Source organism: Neobacillus niacini, assembly GCF_031456445.1.
GTDB lineage: Bacteria > Bacillota > Bacilli > Bacillales > Cytobacillaceae > Neobacillus > Neobacillus niacini_I.
In genome coordinates, this window is sequence record NZ_JAVDUQ010000013.1 from 75764 (window position 1) to 92540 (window position 16777).

General features: G+C 37.0%; 19 protein-coding genes. 8 read left to right on the top strand and 11 right to left on the bottom strand.

The genetic code is table 11. From position 1 onward, the window contains the following. Nucleotides 1-55: 55 nt before the first annotated feature. Nucleotides 56-1429 carry a dipeptidase gene (locus J2Y67_RS12895; RefSeq protein ID WP_310174598.1) on the bottom strand — a complete coding sequence of 458 codons (1374 nt, stop codon included), beginning with the start codon at nucleotides 1427-1429 and terminating at the stop codon, nucleotides 56-58. Between the two features lie 190 nt (nucleotides 1430-1619). Between J2Y67_RS12895 and J2Y67_RS12900 the strand changes: the two genes are divergently transcribed. Continuing rightward, the gene (locus J2Y67_RS12900; RefSeq protein ID WP_310174600.1) at nucleotides 1620-2255 is read left to right on the top strand and encodes a fumarylacetoacetate hydrolase family protein; all 636 of its coding nucleotides are present in this window, start codon (nucleotides 1620-1622) and stop codon (nucleotides 2253-2255) included. 334 nt (nucleotides 2256-2589) lie between these two features. Here the strand turns inward: J2Y67_RS12900 and J2Y67_RS12905 are convergent, their stop codons facing one another. The 5 genes from J2Y67_RS12905 to J2Y67_RS12925 form a co-directional block, all read right to left on the bottom strand. After that, nucleotides 2590-3162, bottom strand: coding sequence for an acetylglutamate kinase (locus tag J2Y67_RS12905; RefSeq protein WP_310174602.1), 573 nt, complete (start codon nucleotides 3160-3162; stop codon nucleotides 2590-2592). Nucleotides 3163-3575: 413 nt separating this feature from the next. After that, a complete protein-coding gene (locus J2Y67_RS12910; RefSeq protein WP_310174603.1) occupies nucleotides 3576-5000 on the bottom strand; it encodes a Na+/H+ antiporter NhaC family protein in 1425 nt (474 codons plus the stop codon). A 222-nt stretch (nucleotides 5001-5222) separates the two neighbouring features. Continuing rightward, on the bottom strand, nucleotides 5223-5564 hold the full coding sequence (locus J2Y67_RS12915) for a hypothetical protein (protein WP_310174605.1): 342 nt from the start codon (nucleotides 5562-5564) through the stop codon (nucleotides 5223-5225). 383 nt (nucleotides 5565-5947) lie between these two features. Further along, nucleotides 5948-6376, bottom strand: coding sequence for a hypothetical protein (locus J2Y67_RS12920; protein ID WP_310174607.1), 429 nt, complete (start codon nucleotides 6374-6376; stop codon nucleotides 5948-5950). Between the two features lie 96 nt (nucleotides 6377-6472). Next, a complete protein-coding gene (locus J2Y67_RS12925; protein ID WP_310174687.1) occupies nucleotides 6473-6865 on the bottom strand; it encodes a GNAT family N-acetyltransferase in 393 nt (130 codons plus the stop codon). Between the two features lie 279 nt (nucleotides 6866-7144). Between J2Y67_RS12925 and J2Y67_RS12930 the strand changes: the two genes are divergently transcribed. Together J2Y67_RS12930 and J2Y67_RS12935 are read left to right on the top strand one after the other, a co-directional pair. Then, nucleotides 7145-8152 carry a M28 family peptidase gene (locus J2Y67_RS12930; RefSeq protein ID WP_310174609.1) on the top strand — a complete coding sequence of 336 codons (1008 nt, stop codon included), beginning with the start codon at nucleotides 7145-7147 and terminating at the stop codon, nucleotides 8150-8152. Nucleotides 8153-8396: 244 nt separating this feature from the next. Continuing rightward, nucleotides 8397-9152, top strand: coding sequence for a class I SAM-dependent methyltransferase (locus J2Y67_RS12935; RefSeq protein WP_310174611.1), 756 nt, complete (start codon nucleotides 8397-8399; stop codon nucleotides 9150-9152). Nucleotides 9153-9524: 372 nt separating this feature from the next. Here J2Y67_RS12935 and J2Y67_RS12940 read toward each other — a convergent pair whose 3' ends face one another. Next, nucleotides 9525-10223, bottom strand: coding sequence for a Dph6-related ATP pyrophosphatase (locus tag J2Y67_RS12940; RefSeq protein ID WP_310174612.1), 699 nt, complete (start codon nucleotides 10221-10223; stop codon nucleotides 9525-9527). Nucleotides 10224-10454: 231 nt separating this feature from the next. Between J2Y67_RS12940 and J2Y67_RS12945 the strand changes: the two genes are divergently transcribed. The 5 genes from J2Y67_RS12945 to J2Y67_RS12965 all read left to right on the top strand — a co-directional run bounded on the left by J2Y67_RS12945 (nucleotide 10455) and on the right by J2Y67_RS12965 (nucleotide 12474). Beyond that, nucleotides 10455-10715, top strand: a complete 261-nt coding sequence (locus J2Y67_RS12945) for a hypothetical protein (protein ID WP_310174614.1) — start codon at nucleotides 10455-10457, stop codon at nucleotides 10713-10715. A gap of 214 nt (nucleotides 10716-10929) precedes the next feature. Beyond that, nucleotides 10930-11220, top strand: a complete 291-nt coding sequence (locus J2Y67_RS12950) for a hypothetical protein (protein WP_310174617.1) — start codon at nucleotides 10930-10932, stop codon at nucleotides 11218-11220. Nucleotides 11221-11417: 197 nt separating this feature from the next. Then, complete coding sequence (locus J2Y67_RS12955) at nucleotides 11418-11723, top strand: hypothetical protein (RefSeq protein ID WP_310174619.1); 306 nt, start codon at nucleotides 11418-11420, stop codon at nucleotides 11721-11723. 146 nt (nucleotides 11724-11869) lie between these two features. Then, nucleotides 11870-12148, top strand: coding sequence for a hypothetical protein (locus J2Y67_RS12960; RefSeq protein ID WP_310174621.1), 279 nt, complete (start codon nucleotides 11870-11872; stop codon nucleotides 12146-12148). After that, entirely contained in the window at nucleotides 12142-12474 is a 333-nt protein-coding gene (locus J2Y67_RS12965; protein WP_310174623.1) for a hypothetical protein, read from the top strand. Before J2Y67_RS12960 ends, J2Y67_RS12965 begins: the two co-directional genes overlap by 7 nt. A gap of 114 nt (nucleotides 12475-12588) precedes the next feature. Here J2Y67_RS12965 and acpP read toward each other — a convergent pair whose 3' ends face one another. From acpP to J2Y67_RS12985, 4 genes are all read right to left on the bottom strand, one after another. Beyond that, on the bottom strand, nucleotides 12589-12816 hold the full coding sequence (gene acpP / locus J2Y67_RS12970; RefSeq protein ID WP_310174625.1) for an acyl carrier protein: 228 nt from the start codon (nucleotides 12814-12816) through the stop codon (nucleotides 12589-12591). 220 nt (nucleotides 12817-13036) lie between these two features. Next, entirely contained in the window at nucleotides 13037-14149 is a 1113-nt protein-coding gene (locus J2Y67_RS12975; RefSeq protein WP_310174627.1) for a Ger(x)C family spore germination protein, read from the bottom strand. 2 nt (nucleotides 14150-14151) lie between these two features. Then, entirely contained in the window at nucleotides 14152-15246 is a 1095-nt protein-coding gene (locus J2Y67_RS12980) for a GerAB/ArcD/ProY family transporter (protein ID WP_310174629.1), read from the bottom strand. After that, complete coding sequence (locus J2Y67_RS12985; RefSeq protein ID WP_310174631.1) at nucleotides 15227-16771, bottom strand: spore germination protein; 1545 nt, start codon at nucleotides 16769-16771, stop codon at nucleotides 15227-15229. The genes J2Y67_RS12980 and J2Y67_RS12985 overlap by 20 nt, the downstream gene beginning before the upstream one ends. Between the last annotated feature and the right edge of the window lie 6 nt (nucleotides 16772-16777).

A 16777-nucleotide genomic window follows, 5' to 3' on the forward strand; every position in this document is an offset into this window, starting at 1 on the left:
TAAAAAAACGCTTGGAAATATCCAAGCGTTTTTTTGCATACCAATAGGGAAAAAATTATATCGATTGCTCCAACTCATACCAATAATAACAAATCGTTTCCATCCCTTTATCAAAATTCTCTAGGTGGAAGTGCTCATTCGGGGCATGGAAGTTTTCGTCCGGCAGCCCGAATCCCATTAACACAACCGGCTTTTCCAAAATTTGATCAAATGTGGCCACAATCGGAATCGAGCCGCCCCCGCGTGTATAGGACGTAGGTACCTTGTAGACTTTTTCATAAGCTCTTCCGGCAGCTTGAATCGCTGGATGGTCAAATGGTGTAACAAAGGCAGGACCCTTATCAAAAAGTGAAACATTTACCGTTACGCCAGGTGGTGTATGGGTTTTGATATGTTTTTGCAGCAATTCTACAATTTCATCTGGATCCTGATCCGGCACAAGACGGCAGGTGATTTTTGCGTGGGCTTCAGCGGGAAGAACCGTCTTAATGCCATCCCCTTGGAACCCGCCATAAATCCCATTCACTTCAAGCGTTGGACGAACCCAATTCCTTTCTAATGACGTAAAGCCTTCTTCGCCAAACATTTCCGGAACGCCTAATTGGTCAATAAAAGACTGATCGGTAATTCCCAGTGATGCATAGGCGGCTTTTTCAGCTTCGGTTAAATCAGCGACTTGATCGTAAAAACCTTCAACTGTGATTTGTCCTTTTTCATTATGGAAGGAATTCACAATCTCGACTAATGCATGGATCGGGTTTTGAACCATGCCGCCGTATAATCCAGAGTGAAGATCGCTTTTTGGACCCTTGACATCAATTTGTAGACCGCATAAACCTCTCAACCCATAGCAAATGGCGGGCTTGCCGCGTTCCATCATGCTGGTATCGGAAATCACAATCACATCGGATGACAATAATTCCTTATTTTCCTTTACAAAAAGCGGAAGGTTGGGGCTGCCGATTTCTTCTTCGCCCTCAATTAAGAATTTCACATTGATCGGAAGAGTCCCAGTCGTTTCAAAAATCGCTTGCAATGCTTTAAGATGCATAAACACCTGACCTTTGTCATCGCTTGCTCCACGAGCATAAATCTTCTCATTACGAATTTCTGCTTCGAAAGGGGGGCTATCCCATAATTCAAGAGGGTCAACGGGTTGCACATCATAGTGACCATAAATCATAACTGTTGGTTTTCCTTCTGCCTTCAACCACTCTCCATAAACAACAGGGTGACCTTTTGTTTCGTATACTTCAACCTTTTCCATTCCGATTTCTTGAAGTGAATGGGCTACCCATTTGGCAGCTTTTTGAACATCTTCTTTATGATCCGGGAGAGCGCTGATACTCGGAATTGCCAAAAATTCCTTTAATTCAGTTAAATGCTGTTCTCTTTTTTTCGTTAGGTATGTAATAACCTCATGTTCCAATAAAAAAACCTCCCAAAATCTTATTTTTTACCAATAACTTCATTTTGAATCATATTGTTTTATGTTTCAAGTTGAATCCATGAGAAAACTAGGTTTATTCAAATGAAAATGAAATAGAGATGAAGCGGATGATATTTAATATGATAGAATTAAAACAAGAACATCACATTCATACAAAGAGGGATCGGACATGAAGGAGATTAAAAATATTTATTGTGTGGGGCGAAATTACGCAGCACATGCAAAGGAATTAAACAATGAAGTACCTAGTTCTCCATTTCTTTTTTCAAAGCCTACTCATGCCTTCGTAGAAGCGAGAGGCCAGGAAATTCACCTGCCAGGAAATCGTGGTTCCATTCATTTTGAAACGGAACTCGTCGTGAGGATTGGAAAAGAATATGAGAGCGGCATGAAAGCTGATGAAGCGATTGACAGTATGGCGATCGGGATTGATTTTACTTTGCGGGATGTTCAAACGGAACTGAAGAAAAAAGGGCACCCATGGTTACTTGCAAAAGGATTCCCGCATTCGGCTGTAGTAAGCGAGTTCACTGCTTTTCCCGGGGTTGAAAAAGTGAAAAAAGCGGACTTCATGCTGATGATAAACGGGGAGAAGGTACAGCATGGAAATATTCAAAATATGATATTTAATTTGCAAACCATCTTAGATTTTACCGCCGAGAACTTCGGATTGGGGGAAGGTGACATTATCTTTACTGGGACACCGGAAGGAGTGGGACAAGTGAAAGATGGTGATCATCTTTCATTGGTATGGGACAATATCGTACTTGGTGAGTGTGTCATTAAATTAACGGAATCATACTAATATAATGTTAGTAAGGAATAGTTTTGGAATATAGCTTTCAGTTTATCAGCGAATCTTTGACATTTATCAGCGAATTTAAGAGCTTGTCAGCGATCTACACCAGAACTCAGTAACAAATTAAATGATTAAGGATAAACCCACCGGGAAATCGAAGCCAAGTGTCGGGAGGATTTTTAGATTGTGGAGGAAATAGAAAGAGTAAGAATACTGATTAAAGATCATTTGTAAAGTGTTTCACTTAAAACGACCAGGTGCAATTTGAAATCACAAAGACTAAATAAAAAAGGCACTGAAATTAGTGCCATTTATTATCTTATTGTCCAATTAGCAAGTCTTATATTTGAAACTTTTTAGGGAATTGTTTCACAATTGCAGCCGTTATGGTGTCCGCCATTTGTAAAGCTTCCACCTCAATTTTATCAAACACAGCGATACTAGATTTAAAATCTTTTTGGAGTATAAATACTGCTTCCATTTTAGTAAGTGCAAGATGCTCGAAAAACATTTCTTTGAATTCATTTTCTGATATAAAAGGATTTATTGTACTTAGGAAATCAGCAATTTCTTCTCCATTTGCGTACCATCTTCGCTCTATAGCGGCTGCTGCTTTTTGATCACCTGCTTTTGCAGCTTTGACAAGTTCTACAGCAATGACCAGGTGCTCCCTAATTAAGTTGCTAAACTTTGCGGCTATTCTATTTCCATAGTAAGGCTTTAGTAAATTTCCCATATCTGTAGCGTTCCGGAGAAGACGTGCGGTAACAAATTCTACATCAGGTAAATTAAAAGCCAGGCTTATGATCGTCATTCTTGTCCAATATACGTGTTGTTCCCAAACTAAACGCATGGAACTTTGTAAATTAACTTCCTGTTCACTAATACAAGAAGAGTTGAACCAAGGATTCATGGTTTCACCCCCTTACTCGCTAATATCAAATTCAGTATATTCTGATTCCAAAAAACGGCTTGTACTTTAGCTATTGGCTAATCGTGATTTCAAATAAATTAAAAAAGAATCAGTAGATTTTATAATCAAGATTAATCCTTATTGAAGTAACTGTCCTTTCGTTCAATAACTAAAGGCATCAATCATATTTATTTATTTTGAACTTTCGCATCTGGCGCTTTAATGAAGCAACGGAAAAGCCCATTTTCTCCATTTAATTTGCAGAGAAGTTGGGCTTTTTAATTGGGGATTTCCTTAACGTTGTAAATCCGCAGTTTCCTGACGGTACCCCTTATAGAAAAAGTTAAAAATGTGAAAAGTCCCATTTAAACGGTCGCCTATGCCTACATGGAGGTGGAAGACTTAGGTCGAAATTAAGAAACAAAGAAAGCAGTACCCGTATAGAGAACAATGGCAATGATTCCACCAATCACAGCAACCTTCAATTTAAAGCGTGCATAATCGACAAGCGGCATATCCAAAATGGATGCGGTTGTAATGGTGGTATCACCAAGAGGGGAAGTTAACGCACCAAATGCACCACTTGCAAACACAGCACCCACTGTTAACGGGATTGATGCCCCGGTGGAAACCGCTAATGACATTCCTAACGGCATAAATAATCCCCAGGTTCCCCAAGAAGAACCAATAAAGTAGCCGATAATCGAACCGAGCACAAAGATGGTGACCGGAGTTAAAAAGGCAGGTAAGAAGGACCCCAAAGTAGAACTAATAAACTTCGAAAAACCAAGATCCTCTGCCGAGAGGGTCAAGGACCAGATGAGGACAAGCAGCGTGATTGCCTCCATCATTTGGTTTCCCCCATCAAAAAAATGGTACAAAATCTCATTCAGCTTTTGCCGTCTGATAATATAAAAAACAAAAGAGATCACAAGGGTGATGAAAACGGCTAATAACATAACAAAAGTTGCATCCGCCATAGAAAAGGCTTCAAAAATCGTTTTAGCTCCTTTACGCGTACCATCTTTCCATAAAAGAAATAACGATAATCCGAGGAGCAAGAAAACGGGTACAATCAAATTCCACGGCTGGGCTTTGACCAAGGATAATTCTCTTTGAATTCCCTGCCGGTGAAGTTCATTCCCATCATCATCTAACTGCTTATCATCCATTTTCAATAGGGAATTTTTCTTCGCAGGCCTCCAGAATGTTTGAACAATCCCAATCACCAACATCGCAATCGCAAAAAAATTAAACAAAATACTAAGCAGGAAAACATGATAGGCAGACATTCCTAAATGAAGTTTATTGATACTTCCTTCCACTAAAGAGACCATGAATCCAACAAATGCCGTGGCTACGGGTAAAAGGACAATGACCGATTCAGTTGAGATATCCATTGTGAGTCCGACCTTTTGCTTTGGCAGGTTCATTTTTTTAATCAGGGATTTCACAATAGGACCAATCATCATGATCCGAAACATCGGCATCATAAATGTAAACGGAAGCGTAAGCCAGATGAGCGCCAGCAGCCCGCGCTCTGTATGAATTTTAGCCCCAACCCATTCTGAAAAGCCTTTAATCCCGCCAGAAATGTTCATCATCCCAACAAGCCCGCCAAATAAATAAAGAAACCCTATGATTTTAATATTGTTTCCAGCAGACAGGGTAGTCACAATATAGGATACGGTTTGATAGACACCAGTTAATAAATGGGCCTTAAAAAGCAAAGAACCAACAAGCAAACCAAGAACCAGTCCAGGTAAGATGTTTTTTAGCCAGATCGACATCGAAATGACAATAATAAATGGTAATAATGAAAGCCAAGTATGTTCCAAAATCTCTTCCCCCTAAAGCAGACAACTTCATTATAAGTATTGCCTAAAATAACCCCTTTAAAAGATAAAGATGAAAAGGGTGGGGAAAGTGAACTTGTCCATGAAAAAAAGAATAATAAGTTGGGGGGATTCCAATCGGTGCAAATTTAGAAGGAATATTTAATTTTTTTTGATGACCATCGAGAAGCTGAATTTTAGAAAAGCACGATTGTAAAAAAATGATTATTTAGAGGGTTTATTAATAATAAAGGAAGAGACCTTTCTCGGAACATGTTGGATCCAATACTGGTGGAAGGCATCCAATACTTCTTTCGCGAATATGTCTCCTGTTCCTTGCTGTCTGATTACGCCATAATCCAGCTTACTTTGTTGAGTTTTACCACTTACCTTTTCACAATGTTCTAAGTCCAACTCAATATAAAATTGAACCTCTGTTCCTTCCTCATTTTTTATCGAAGCAAGATAATTTCCGAATTCTTCCACAAGAACCTCAACCATCCATCCCTGTTGCTCACTTTCCATTAAAAACGCACGATAAATTTGAATAAAAAGATTTAAATCCATTTAGCCCGACACATCCTTTGCATATTTTTTAATCTGAAAAAATAAATCAATAGTAGGCAGCAGCCAAGGGGAATGAAAGGGAAAAAGGTTCATTCTACTTATTTATCAATATATGCAACGTTGCAAATGGAAAGAAGACTTCATTTACAGTACGGATAGTAAAAATCTAAATCGTGAGGAGATAACTGAATTTTTAAAATAAATGCAAAAGAACCCAGGAATATAAGAAAAAGTCCTATTCAAACGAACTTGAATAGGACTCACTTTTTGTAATAGGCATAAAGTTTTGTACCATGAGGGGATGATGCGTATATTGTTAGAGATACATCTATTGCAGTGGATACCATTATATTTGTTATAAGATATCAGTCAGCTGAATTGCTTTAATGGCTTTTCAGCAGTATTTTATCCATTTCACGCATTTTATCATAGGATTCTACAAGTGGTTCAGGGACCAATGTTCTGCCATACTCCCAAGCATTCGTTTCGATAATCGTTTTAAGCTGTTCGATTTCATCCTCTTCACCATACATTATAATCCTAGTATCATGTTTGTTTTTCTTAAAATCAAAATAGTACCCGAGCACATGATAAAGAATAAGTTTTACAAAGTTTTCGTCTGTCTCTTTAATTTTAAAGTTCATTTTATCTTTATATCCGTTAATTTGTAAGTAGTTAAATCTGATTGTATTTGTCGATACGTTATAACACATCGGCGCAGGCAGCTGATTGTTAAATTCAAAATTGATCTCTAAATTGTGCTGATTTAAGGTATTTTCGATGATCTCTTCAATATCCCATATGTATAGCATATACTCCACCAATGTCCTTTCAAGGTACTTCAAATTATGTATACTTCTTTAATGGATATCGTTAAATTTTGCTTTTTTAGGGATTGTAAAATAAAGTCAATTAGGCGCAGCAAATAGTTTTTTCTTTTCTTTTTGCAAGTCTTCAAAAAGATTGCATTTATGTAAAAAAGCTTCCGTGATTTCCGTTGAAGTGATTGACGTATAAGGGTAAAGTCCTTTTAAAGCTTTAACCAAATGTTTGCCGAGTCCTTGATTACGATGAGAAGGGTTTATGGCAATATGTTGTAATTGGATTTGGCTATTTGTAAACAAAACACCAATCAGACCTATAATCCCCTCTTTTTCTTTCCAGAGGTAGAGCTTGTGGTTCTTCTCTGTATCATACTCATTCATGGTTTTCCTAAGTTTTGTAAGATCCTTTTCGCTCGGATTAAATGATAAAAGACCCATTGCGATTTTTTCATAATTTTTTTTATATTTTATCAACAAATCCATCCCTCGCTTTTTATCACTTTCAACTGAACAATACTAAACCTTTTTATCAATTTGCGTCACATTATTTACCGACTATTTTTTCAGAATTATAACATAGCTATTTATTAAATACGTTAAAAGCCCATTACAATTCAATATCAGATACCTAACAAAGGAGGGGGCCTGACAATTTCTTTCCTATTCAGTTAACAGAATAAGGTTCTTTTCTTATAGTTATACCGTAATCATAAGGAGGAGAATATTGCTGCTAAATCATGGTTAGGAGGTAGCTAGGTGAAAAAAGAGCATATCCAATTCATACAAAAGCTTTCCAATCCAAGTCTTAGAGGAAGAGTTCCGGGCACAAAAGGGCATGTTGTGGCTAGGAATCTAATCTTAGAGCAATTTGAAAAACTATCATTAACTCCATTAATCGATAAGAAATGGGAACAAACCTATAAAGCTTTTAATGGGCAGGTGGGTCGTAATCTGCTTGCACAGAAAAAGGGATGCGGCAAGAAGTGGCTGCTTCTTGGAGCCCACTATGATCATATACCTGGCTGTCCAGGGGCAAATGATAATGCAGCGTCCGTCGGCATCTTACTTTCGGTCCTTGATTCATTAAAAACAACCGAATTAAATATAAATATTGTTTTAGCGATCTTTGATATGGAAGAGGCAAGATACTTCATGACCAAAAGCATGGGGAGTATTCAGTTTTATCAGCAGTCTCAAAAAATACTGGACTACGACCAATTCCTTGGGGCATTTATTTTAGATTTATGCGGACATAGTGTCTCTATTAAAAATCGGGAGAACTCCTTGTTTGTGATTGGAGCCAATACATCGCCAATTCTTTCACAATCCATTGAATTTGCGCAGGGTAAGGGAAAAGATCTTCACGTCTATCGTTTAAGCAGCAGAGAATTATATTATCTATCCGACCATTATATTTTTGATATAAACCAACAGCCCCATTTATTTTTTACATGCGGTCCTTACACTAACATGCATACTCCTGAAGATACTTTTGAAAAACTGAATCTAGATAAAATCTCATCCATTGCAGCACTTATTAAACAAAGCATCCTCAATATTGACTCAAGACCCCCATTTGGGAAGTACCAACCATTTAATCACAGATCTGAAGCAGTTGAACTAGGACGCTTTTTGGAGGTGGAACTTGGTCCAAATCATAATCTTGATCTTATATGCCACGTGTTAATGAGAGAACAATCGAAAGGTCAGAAGATTGACCTTGAAAAAATCAGATTAATGATGAAAGCTTTGCGGATTCTCTAATGATTAGATTTTGGTAAAATTATGAATGATTTTATAAACAGCTATAGAAACGAGAAGAGAACAAGCAACGACACTGCCTCGTAAGATTCCATGCTATGCAAATATTTCGAGGAATTATTGAACGCTTTACCGCATGGAAAACCTCGGAAATATTCTTATTCAACTCTATAGGGCAGGATACTTTAAGTAGGATATATTAGTAGAGGGAATGGATTTAACGTAAACATATTGGGGGAATTAAAAAATGAAACAAAATGAAGGTTCCGAAGAAGCAATTAAAAGATGGGATGCTTTTGCAGATGCATATTCAAAAAATCATACTGAACAAGGAGACCTTCATAAAGAAGTCTTTTTAAACCCCACTTTATTTTCACTTATGGGAAATGTAAAAAATAAAAAAGTTTTAGATGCAGGATGTGGTGAAGGCTATCTAAGCAGAATTTTATCAAAGTTTGGTGCCACCGTGACAGCAGTGGATTATTCATCAAGAATGATAGAAATTGCTAAAGGAAGAACCCCAAAGGATTTATTAATTGATTATAGACAAGGTAATTGTGAGGATTTAAATACTATAGAAAATAAAAGTTTCGATTTAATAGTTTCCAATATGGTTATACAAGACCTAGCCAATTATGAAAAAGCATTCCAAGAAATGTATAGGTTACTAGTAGATGGAGGCAATTTTATTTTTTCGATATTGCATCCGTGTTTCGTTACTCCAGAATGTGGTTGGGAGAAAACAGAAAGTGGTGAAAAGTTGCACTGGAAGGTAGATAGATATTTTTATGAAGGTGCGTATGAACAAGGTTTAGGTGATAAACAAAAAATGTTATTCTTCCATAGAACATTAACAAGTTATATTAACACTCTAATTAAAACGGGTTTTGTTTTAGAAAGCATTGTAGAACCGAAGCCCTCAACTGAGATGCTAAAAAAATATCCAACGTTTGAAGAAGATTTTAGATGTCCTGACTTCATAGTTTTTAAGTTGAAAAAATAATAGATAAAATTGTTCAACTTAAGGGTGCGTTGCTCCAGAAAGGATTAACGCCCTATTTGTTGAACATATTGAACTCCCATGAAAATAAAAACGGAAAAAACAAAAAGAAAGTGGAACCAGCCAATTAGATTTTAAAAAAAGGCTGTGCCTGATCCTTGAATTAAATTTGTAAAGCTTAAACTAAAATACAAAATTATGTAGGCTAGGCTGTTGCAACAACCCAATAACGGTTAATCTCCCTAGGTGCTACCCGAAAAGGGCGCGACATTCTGTGATGTATTGGAACCCTTTAGACTGCATATGCAGTCTTTTTTATCAGGAGCCGAATCATTTCGGTTTTAAGATGAGGTCGCACATACTGATTCGACATCATCATCTCAAACCTTCCTCACCTTTTAATTTAATTCCAACAAATTTCCAACGATCCCTTTCGTTTATTATTTGATCGTTGATTTCGATCGGAATAGGATGTTGAAAGATAGGTCCATGATATACAAAGGTATGGTACTCACCGTACTCCCCGCATGGGTCTACATCAGAAGGCAATGCTTCCAGCCATTCTTTCGACAAGGTTTTCCCTAAAAAATCGGACGATAATTTCGTTGAATCGACGGATATGACGGCAGCTTTCCATCCTTCTTCCACCATTTGTCGAGCTAATGCTTTAGTATTTCGTCCCCATAATGGCAGCAGCAATTCAAATCCGTGTCTCGCTAGTAATTTTTCTTTATAGGTCTTGACTTCTTCCAAAAATAAGTCACCATATGCGATTTTCGTGACTCCGAAATGTTGCCTGAAATAAACCATAGTACTAATTAAACCATCTTCGAAGTTCTCCCTAGTAAAATCGCTCATTATTAGCTTGTATAGAGGCAGTCCGATGGATTCCGCTTGTTTTTCAACTAGCTGTTCATCAATGTGGTGACTGGTGACGTTTCCATTGTTCGTACAGGTTGTCACCAACGATATGATTTTATACCTTTGATCCTTTAACAATTGGTTGACTAAAAAAACGGAGTCTTTTCCAGATGAAAAGGCAACGACGATATTTTCAGGGCTCGTTTCTTTCACGGTCTCATCCTTTCTCAGATGATGATTAAATCATCTTCTCTTTCTATAGATATTCTACTGTCCAATATATTGTGGCGTCCATCTATTTAAGAGAGATTGGTTTATATTTGATTAAAAAGATGATGGTCAAAAGCAACTTTCACATTAGGGAATTTGGAATGACACTTTACTGATAGAGAGATTTTCTGAAAGCACTCCCATGAAATAAGTTTTTAAAAAGATGGTAAAAAAGTGAAAAGAGCTGGAATTAATCTTTGGGTTGATACTGTTCCAAAAATATTTGAAGTAGATGTTGAAATTATTGAAGGTTCGTTAGGGATTGGGCATTTTTGCGATAATACTGGAACTGGTTCTTGTGTTTTAGGTTTCTCTGGTTTTGCCATGATGATTGAGGAACTAAATAACAATAAAAAAAGATACTATTGTAATGATTTTGAAGCTGATGACGATTTTGATGATTTAATATTTGAGATTGAAATTATTGAATTTTAAAATAACATCCTTGTTCAACCAACGAGTGTAACAAGAAGATAGTAAAAAATTGACTGTACTAATCGACTGGTGAACACTTCAAAATGATGGGTTATGACTAAACCGTAAATAAAATAAGGGCCAAGAATACTCCTAAATATATAGGCAAATATCTATTCCTCTTTAAACATGGACACATACATTATTTTTGAATCAATTTGAGGAGGAGATAAAAATGGAAAGAATCTTTGGAATGGGCATGGGTGGTTTCCCTGGAATGGGCATGGGTGGTTTCCCTGGAATGGGCATGGGTGGTTTCCCTGGAATGGGCATGGGCGGTTTCCCTGGAATGGGTATGGGTGGTTTCCCTGGAATGGGTATGGGTGGTTTCCCTGGAATGGGTATGGGTGGTTTCCCTGGAATGGGTATGGGTGGTTTCCCTGGAATGGGTATAGGCGGTTTCCCTGGAATGGGCATGGGCGGTTTCCCTGGAATGGGTATGGGTGGTTTCCCTGGATGGGTATAGGCAGTTTCCTTAGAATGGATATACCATGTAGCTATAACTTAAATTTAAAATACTTTATTAAGTAAATGGTTCTTTTGCGATAAACCAGAGCTGTCGATAGGGCAGCTTTTTTAAGTAAAGGGCAGTTAGTGGAAGAAGGATATTTAAAATGTTTGGAGAATAAAACCTTTAAAGGAAAAAAATAGTGGGTGAAATCCTTGAAAAAATTAATTGGGATTGCAGTAATAACAGTAGTCATTTTTCTTATGTTACACTCAACTCCAAAACTGGCTTTAAGGACTTGTGTATTTTTTATGGGGTATCCAAAAGCTGCTTTTATTACTGACATAGGTGATGATGAATATCATAATAAATTTGATAAGAAAAAATTCGCTAAGATTAATGCAAAAGCTTATACCTTAACAAAACCACCATTCGATAAAGCTACTGAAAGTGAGTTAAGAAATTATTTTGTACGGAAGATTGGCTATTTATATTTTGCTGAATATTATGGAGAATTATAAATCTTCTACTTCAGCTAACGGATTTTAATTAGCCAGGGGCTTGCTATTCCCTTAAATCAATTACGAAGAGGGCAACATAGATACATATTTGAATATAAAAGGAGAAATAAACACAGGGACATATAAGGTTAGAGAAAGGGGCATTTATGAAAAAGAGTTTTAAACGAATAATTACTTTAATAATCCTTGTTGATTTAGTATTAGTAGCTGTTGGATGTGAACCAAATAGTAATATTAAAACCGAAGCAAGTAAAAGTTCTAAATCTGAAATTACTTTAGATGTAAAAGAATTACAAACATTAAAAAGAAGAACAATTTTCTATGCTAAAAAAAATGAAATTATTCAAACCCAGGAATCAATAATATTTATTTCGGAATTCAAGAGTACTATAATGCCGATACCAACGAATATCAATATGTGTTAAATTTTAAAAAACATCCTCTTACAGATGACCAAAATGAAATGAAAATTGTACCTTTCAATGTTATTAAACTCTCAGTGGGGGCTTCACAGGATGAAAATACTAACTTTTTTATTCTTAGTGCTAGCTCACCTGTCTTAAATGATTTTTATAAGTCGTATATTAATGAAGGGTCATACTTTTTGTTTAGTTCGAACAAAACAATCGAAGCCAAGGATTTTCAAATTGAAGGCATTTTTGTGAACACTATTCCGATAAATAATAAAAAAATAGGTGAAGAAACGTATCGTTACTTTTCAAATGTAAATGAAAGTATTCTTTCTGAATAAACTAAAGGGTGATTAAATTGAGGAGGAAATTGCTGAGGTAATATGCGTATTTCTGTAAAATGAGGATTTAGCGGATGCCTTCTACTGTATTGGGCTATCCGCCTTTCCTATATGTTAACGTTTTTCAATATAGTTTACGACATCTCCAACTGTTTGTAGTGTCGCTGCAACTTTGTCACTAATTTCGATCGCGAATTCATCTTCAATTTCCATCGTCAAGTCCACCATATCAAGCGAATCAGCATTGAAGTCATCTTTGAATGATGATTCTAGTTTGATATCCTCCATTTTGACACCAAGCTGGTCGGCTATAATAGCTTTTAACTTTTCAAATGTGGTCATTGTTGCATCCTCCCAATTATTTCATAACCATCATTATAACAACCTAATTCGGAACGTAAAACATAAAAATATTGTCAATATCTTTTGCAACTGTTCTTATTGAACAAACGGGCAGGATAAATGAAGAAGCTTATTCGCCGAAAAGGACATTCCTGTAATACAGAGATGCCCTTTTTTACTGTTTTGTTAGAAGGAGAAGTCTAGAATCATCTTACTGGTTTTACAAGACAATACCTTGTTTGATGATTTCAACTTTTACATTCGTTTTAAACATAACATTTTTAAAATAATCCTTTTTATCTAGCATTTCCCATGTTTTAGGGTGAAACGCGATCAATCTCCTCCCAATTCCAAATGCATCACAATTCGCCTGCTGTAATGTTGTAATTACCTTTTTCGCTTCCTCTGTAAACTCCTTTGATAATACCTTATTTAGTCGTTCGATATCTTTGGGAACATCCCCTTTAGGATATTCTTCTACGTTTATCTTTAAATGTAATTTTAATTGAACAGAAACCTCGCCATTTTTTACATCAACTTTTAATTTTCTTTTCATATTGCTGACATTCAATGAAATATAATTTGTTAATTTCTGCGGATCTTCTTTATTCACTCGTTTTGTAAATCGTGCGTATTCTCCTTTTTTGTTATTCATTAAAAGAAGGAGGCATGAATCTTGCGGAGATAAATTTTTTCCCGAATATTCTTTTTCATCCATCAGTGCCAGACCGACCACTACTGCGCTTTTCTTTTTATTTATTTTAAGATAGGGGAGGACGATATCTTCTCCCGGATCAAGCATTTCTGAGGCTAGTGTCTGGATGGTTTGAAACGGAATGATCGAGTTTTCTTCTGCGCTAGTAAGAGCGTCTTGTATATATTCGCTAACGTTTGGCTCATGTTTTGGCTTAATTTCAAGCAGATTCACCGCTTCTCCATCCACTACCCCTATTGTCGCCCCCAGTGAATTTCGCGGATCTCTCCAAATGACATCTAATGGTGGATAAATACCTCCAGCCGCCATCCGCTCGCCGAACATAATCAGTTTATTTTTAGAAGAATCTAATATTCCGGATACTTCTCGATCGATTTTAAGTCGGCAATCCCTTGGTGTATGACCTTTTGCAGAAAGTGTTTCACTTTTTACCCTGGCTTGCGGTCCCCCAGAGGTCTCCTCGATTATGGGAATGGAAACTCCTAATAACATTTCGCCGTTATCTGCTACATCATAACTTAATATCTGCACCAATACTGCATTTTTCATCAGGTGCTGGTCCCAGCATCCAGTAAGTAATAAACATAGAAGGACAAAGACAGGCTGTTTGCTTTTCATGTCTAATTCACCACTTCTTTTTTCGACAAAACCCACGAGAGAATGAGTAAAAGTACAGGGATGATGCCAATAAAAATATAGTGCGTCGGCCCAAGAAAGTGATTAAAATTTTCAAAGTCTCTTCCTTGATCAGGAAGAAGAGCCAAAATTAAATTGACTCCTGCAACAATAGGCAGCAAGCGGGCATAATGTTTTTTACTAAACAGGCTGGCCAACCCCATTGCAGATAATAATAGCCAGTTGGCAATCGAAGTTGCAACGATTACAAGCCAGAGCGATAAGAAAAATAAATCCGTCCTTTCAAGAACTTGAAACGAATAGGCTTTAATCATATATAATAATGGCTCTGGAGTCAGTCCAATATCTAAAGTAGACTCGAAATAGACAAGGGCTGCAAACACCAAAAAGGTATAAAAGAAAGTGACAAAAATGTTCGCTGTTGTGATGGCGATCAGCTTCTCTTTTCCGGAAGATTGGACATAGGGATGGATAAAAAGAAACAGTTCAAAGCCCAACATGGAGAAAGCAGCTTCTTTTGAACCTTTCAATATCGTTAGAATGCTATGGTTCCCTACTGGAAAAATATACAGGAAGTTCGCATCCTTCATTGCATACGCAATCAACACTAATAACACAAACAGAATGGGAGATACCAGTACATAAAATCTCGCTATACTGGTTAATCCTGCACTGACGATGTAAATGCAGGTGAAGAGGATTAAAACCATTGTAATCCAATTAGGGGTACGCGGTAGGATCCATTTATCCAAGATATCACTATATCTTGCTAAAACTAAGCTTCCTGTTACCATAAAATAGAGTGCATAACTGAGAATGAGTAGCTTCCCGATCACTTTCCCCAGTAATTTTGGGAGTATTTGATACAAAGACAACGATGGAAATCTTCTGCTTAGTCCCCAAAAGGCAAAAATAATCGCTTGTGAGATGACTCCTGCTATTAGAGTTGAAATCCAACCATCCTGTTTGGCTGCTAATGCCACATCATGGGGCAACGATAATATTCCTACACCAATTTGGGCCTGGATTATCATAAATACAAGCTGTTTGTTCGTAATTTTATTCTTGTTTTGTTTCATTACTATCCCAGCCCCTTGCCAAAGATTGCTTTTTCAGGATGTTTGGTTTTGAATCAAGCGGACGTGTATTAAATTTCCAAAGGGGCAAACGGATAAACGTATCTTTAATGTCTTTTAATCGAAAAGGTGCCCATGGTGCAAAGTAGGCTGTGCCAAATGATTCTAACCTGCATAAATGAGCTAAAGAAAACATAAACCCAAAGGTAATCCCAACAAATCCAAAGGTTGACGCCAAAATCATATGGGGAAAACGCAAAAATCGTACGGCATCACTCATTTCTGTGGTGGGGATGCTGTAGGCTGCAATGGCCGTAATCGCCACAACCACGATCATGGTATTCGAGATGAGACCAGCACGGACAACCGCATCACCAATAACCAAACCTCCGACTATACCGATGGTTTGGCCAATTCTTGATGGAAGGCGTACCCCCGCTTCACGAATTAGTTCAATGGTCAACTCCATTACAAGTGCTTCAATTAACGGAGGAAAAGGTATATTTTTGATTGAACTTACAACAGGGAGAACTAAATCATCCGGCAGTACTTCAAAATGAAAACCAATCACCGCAATATAAATAGCAGGTAAATTAACCGCAATGAAGATGCTTACAAGCCTCATGGAACGGATAAAGGTCCCGATCATCCAGCGTGAATTATAATCATCAGGTGAATGGAAGAATGCAAAAAAAGTGACGGGAATAATTAAACAAGCTGGAGACCCCTCCATCAACACCGCCACTCTTCCTTCATTCAGATGACTTATTACACGATCAACTCTTTCTGTACTTAATATCTGAGGAAAGGGGGACCATGTGGAGTCTTCGATCAATTCCACAAGAGCTCCAGTACTGGGGATATGATCCATTGAAATATGCTGGGCCCTCCGTTTGAATTCGTTGATCATTTGATTATTGGAAACGTCTTTCATATAAACCATGGCTATTTTGGATTGAATCTGGTCACCCATTGTTATATGTTCCATGGTAAGATTTGCGGTTCTACACGATTTCCTAATTAAATGAAGATTGGTTGAAAGATTCTCGATAAAACCTTCATGCGATCCTTGAATAACTTGTTCATTACTAGGTTCTATAATGGTCCTCTCTTTGGAGAGGCCAACTTCCACCATGTAGAATTCTTTGACACCATCCAGGAACAGGATACAGGATCCATTTAAAAGTGCTTCTTGAGCTTTGAATAAGTTATCTGATTTAAGAAAGTTAGAATGAAGTACACTTTCGAACTGGGCACTCTCCGCTTCATTCATAGGTTTGACAATATCTCTTTGAATCTTATCCTTATCTGCCATCGTTTCTAAGAAAACCAAACTTCCACAAGTATTTCTTTCATTTAATTCCTTAATCATTAAATCAGCTGAATCAGAAAAGGTTTGTTTAAAAAAAGAAATATTTTCATCGATTGTATGGAATACCTCTTTAAACGATATAGAGTCCTGATTTGAAGCAACTGGTTGAATATCCCTTTTCATGAACTTTTTTAAAGCAGGGTAAATGAATTTCATGTTTTT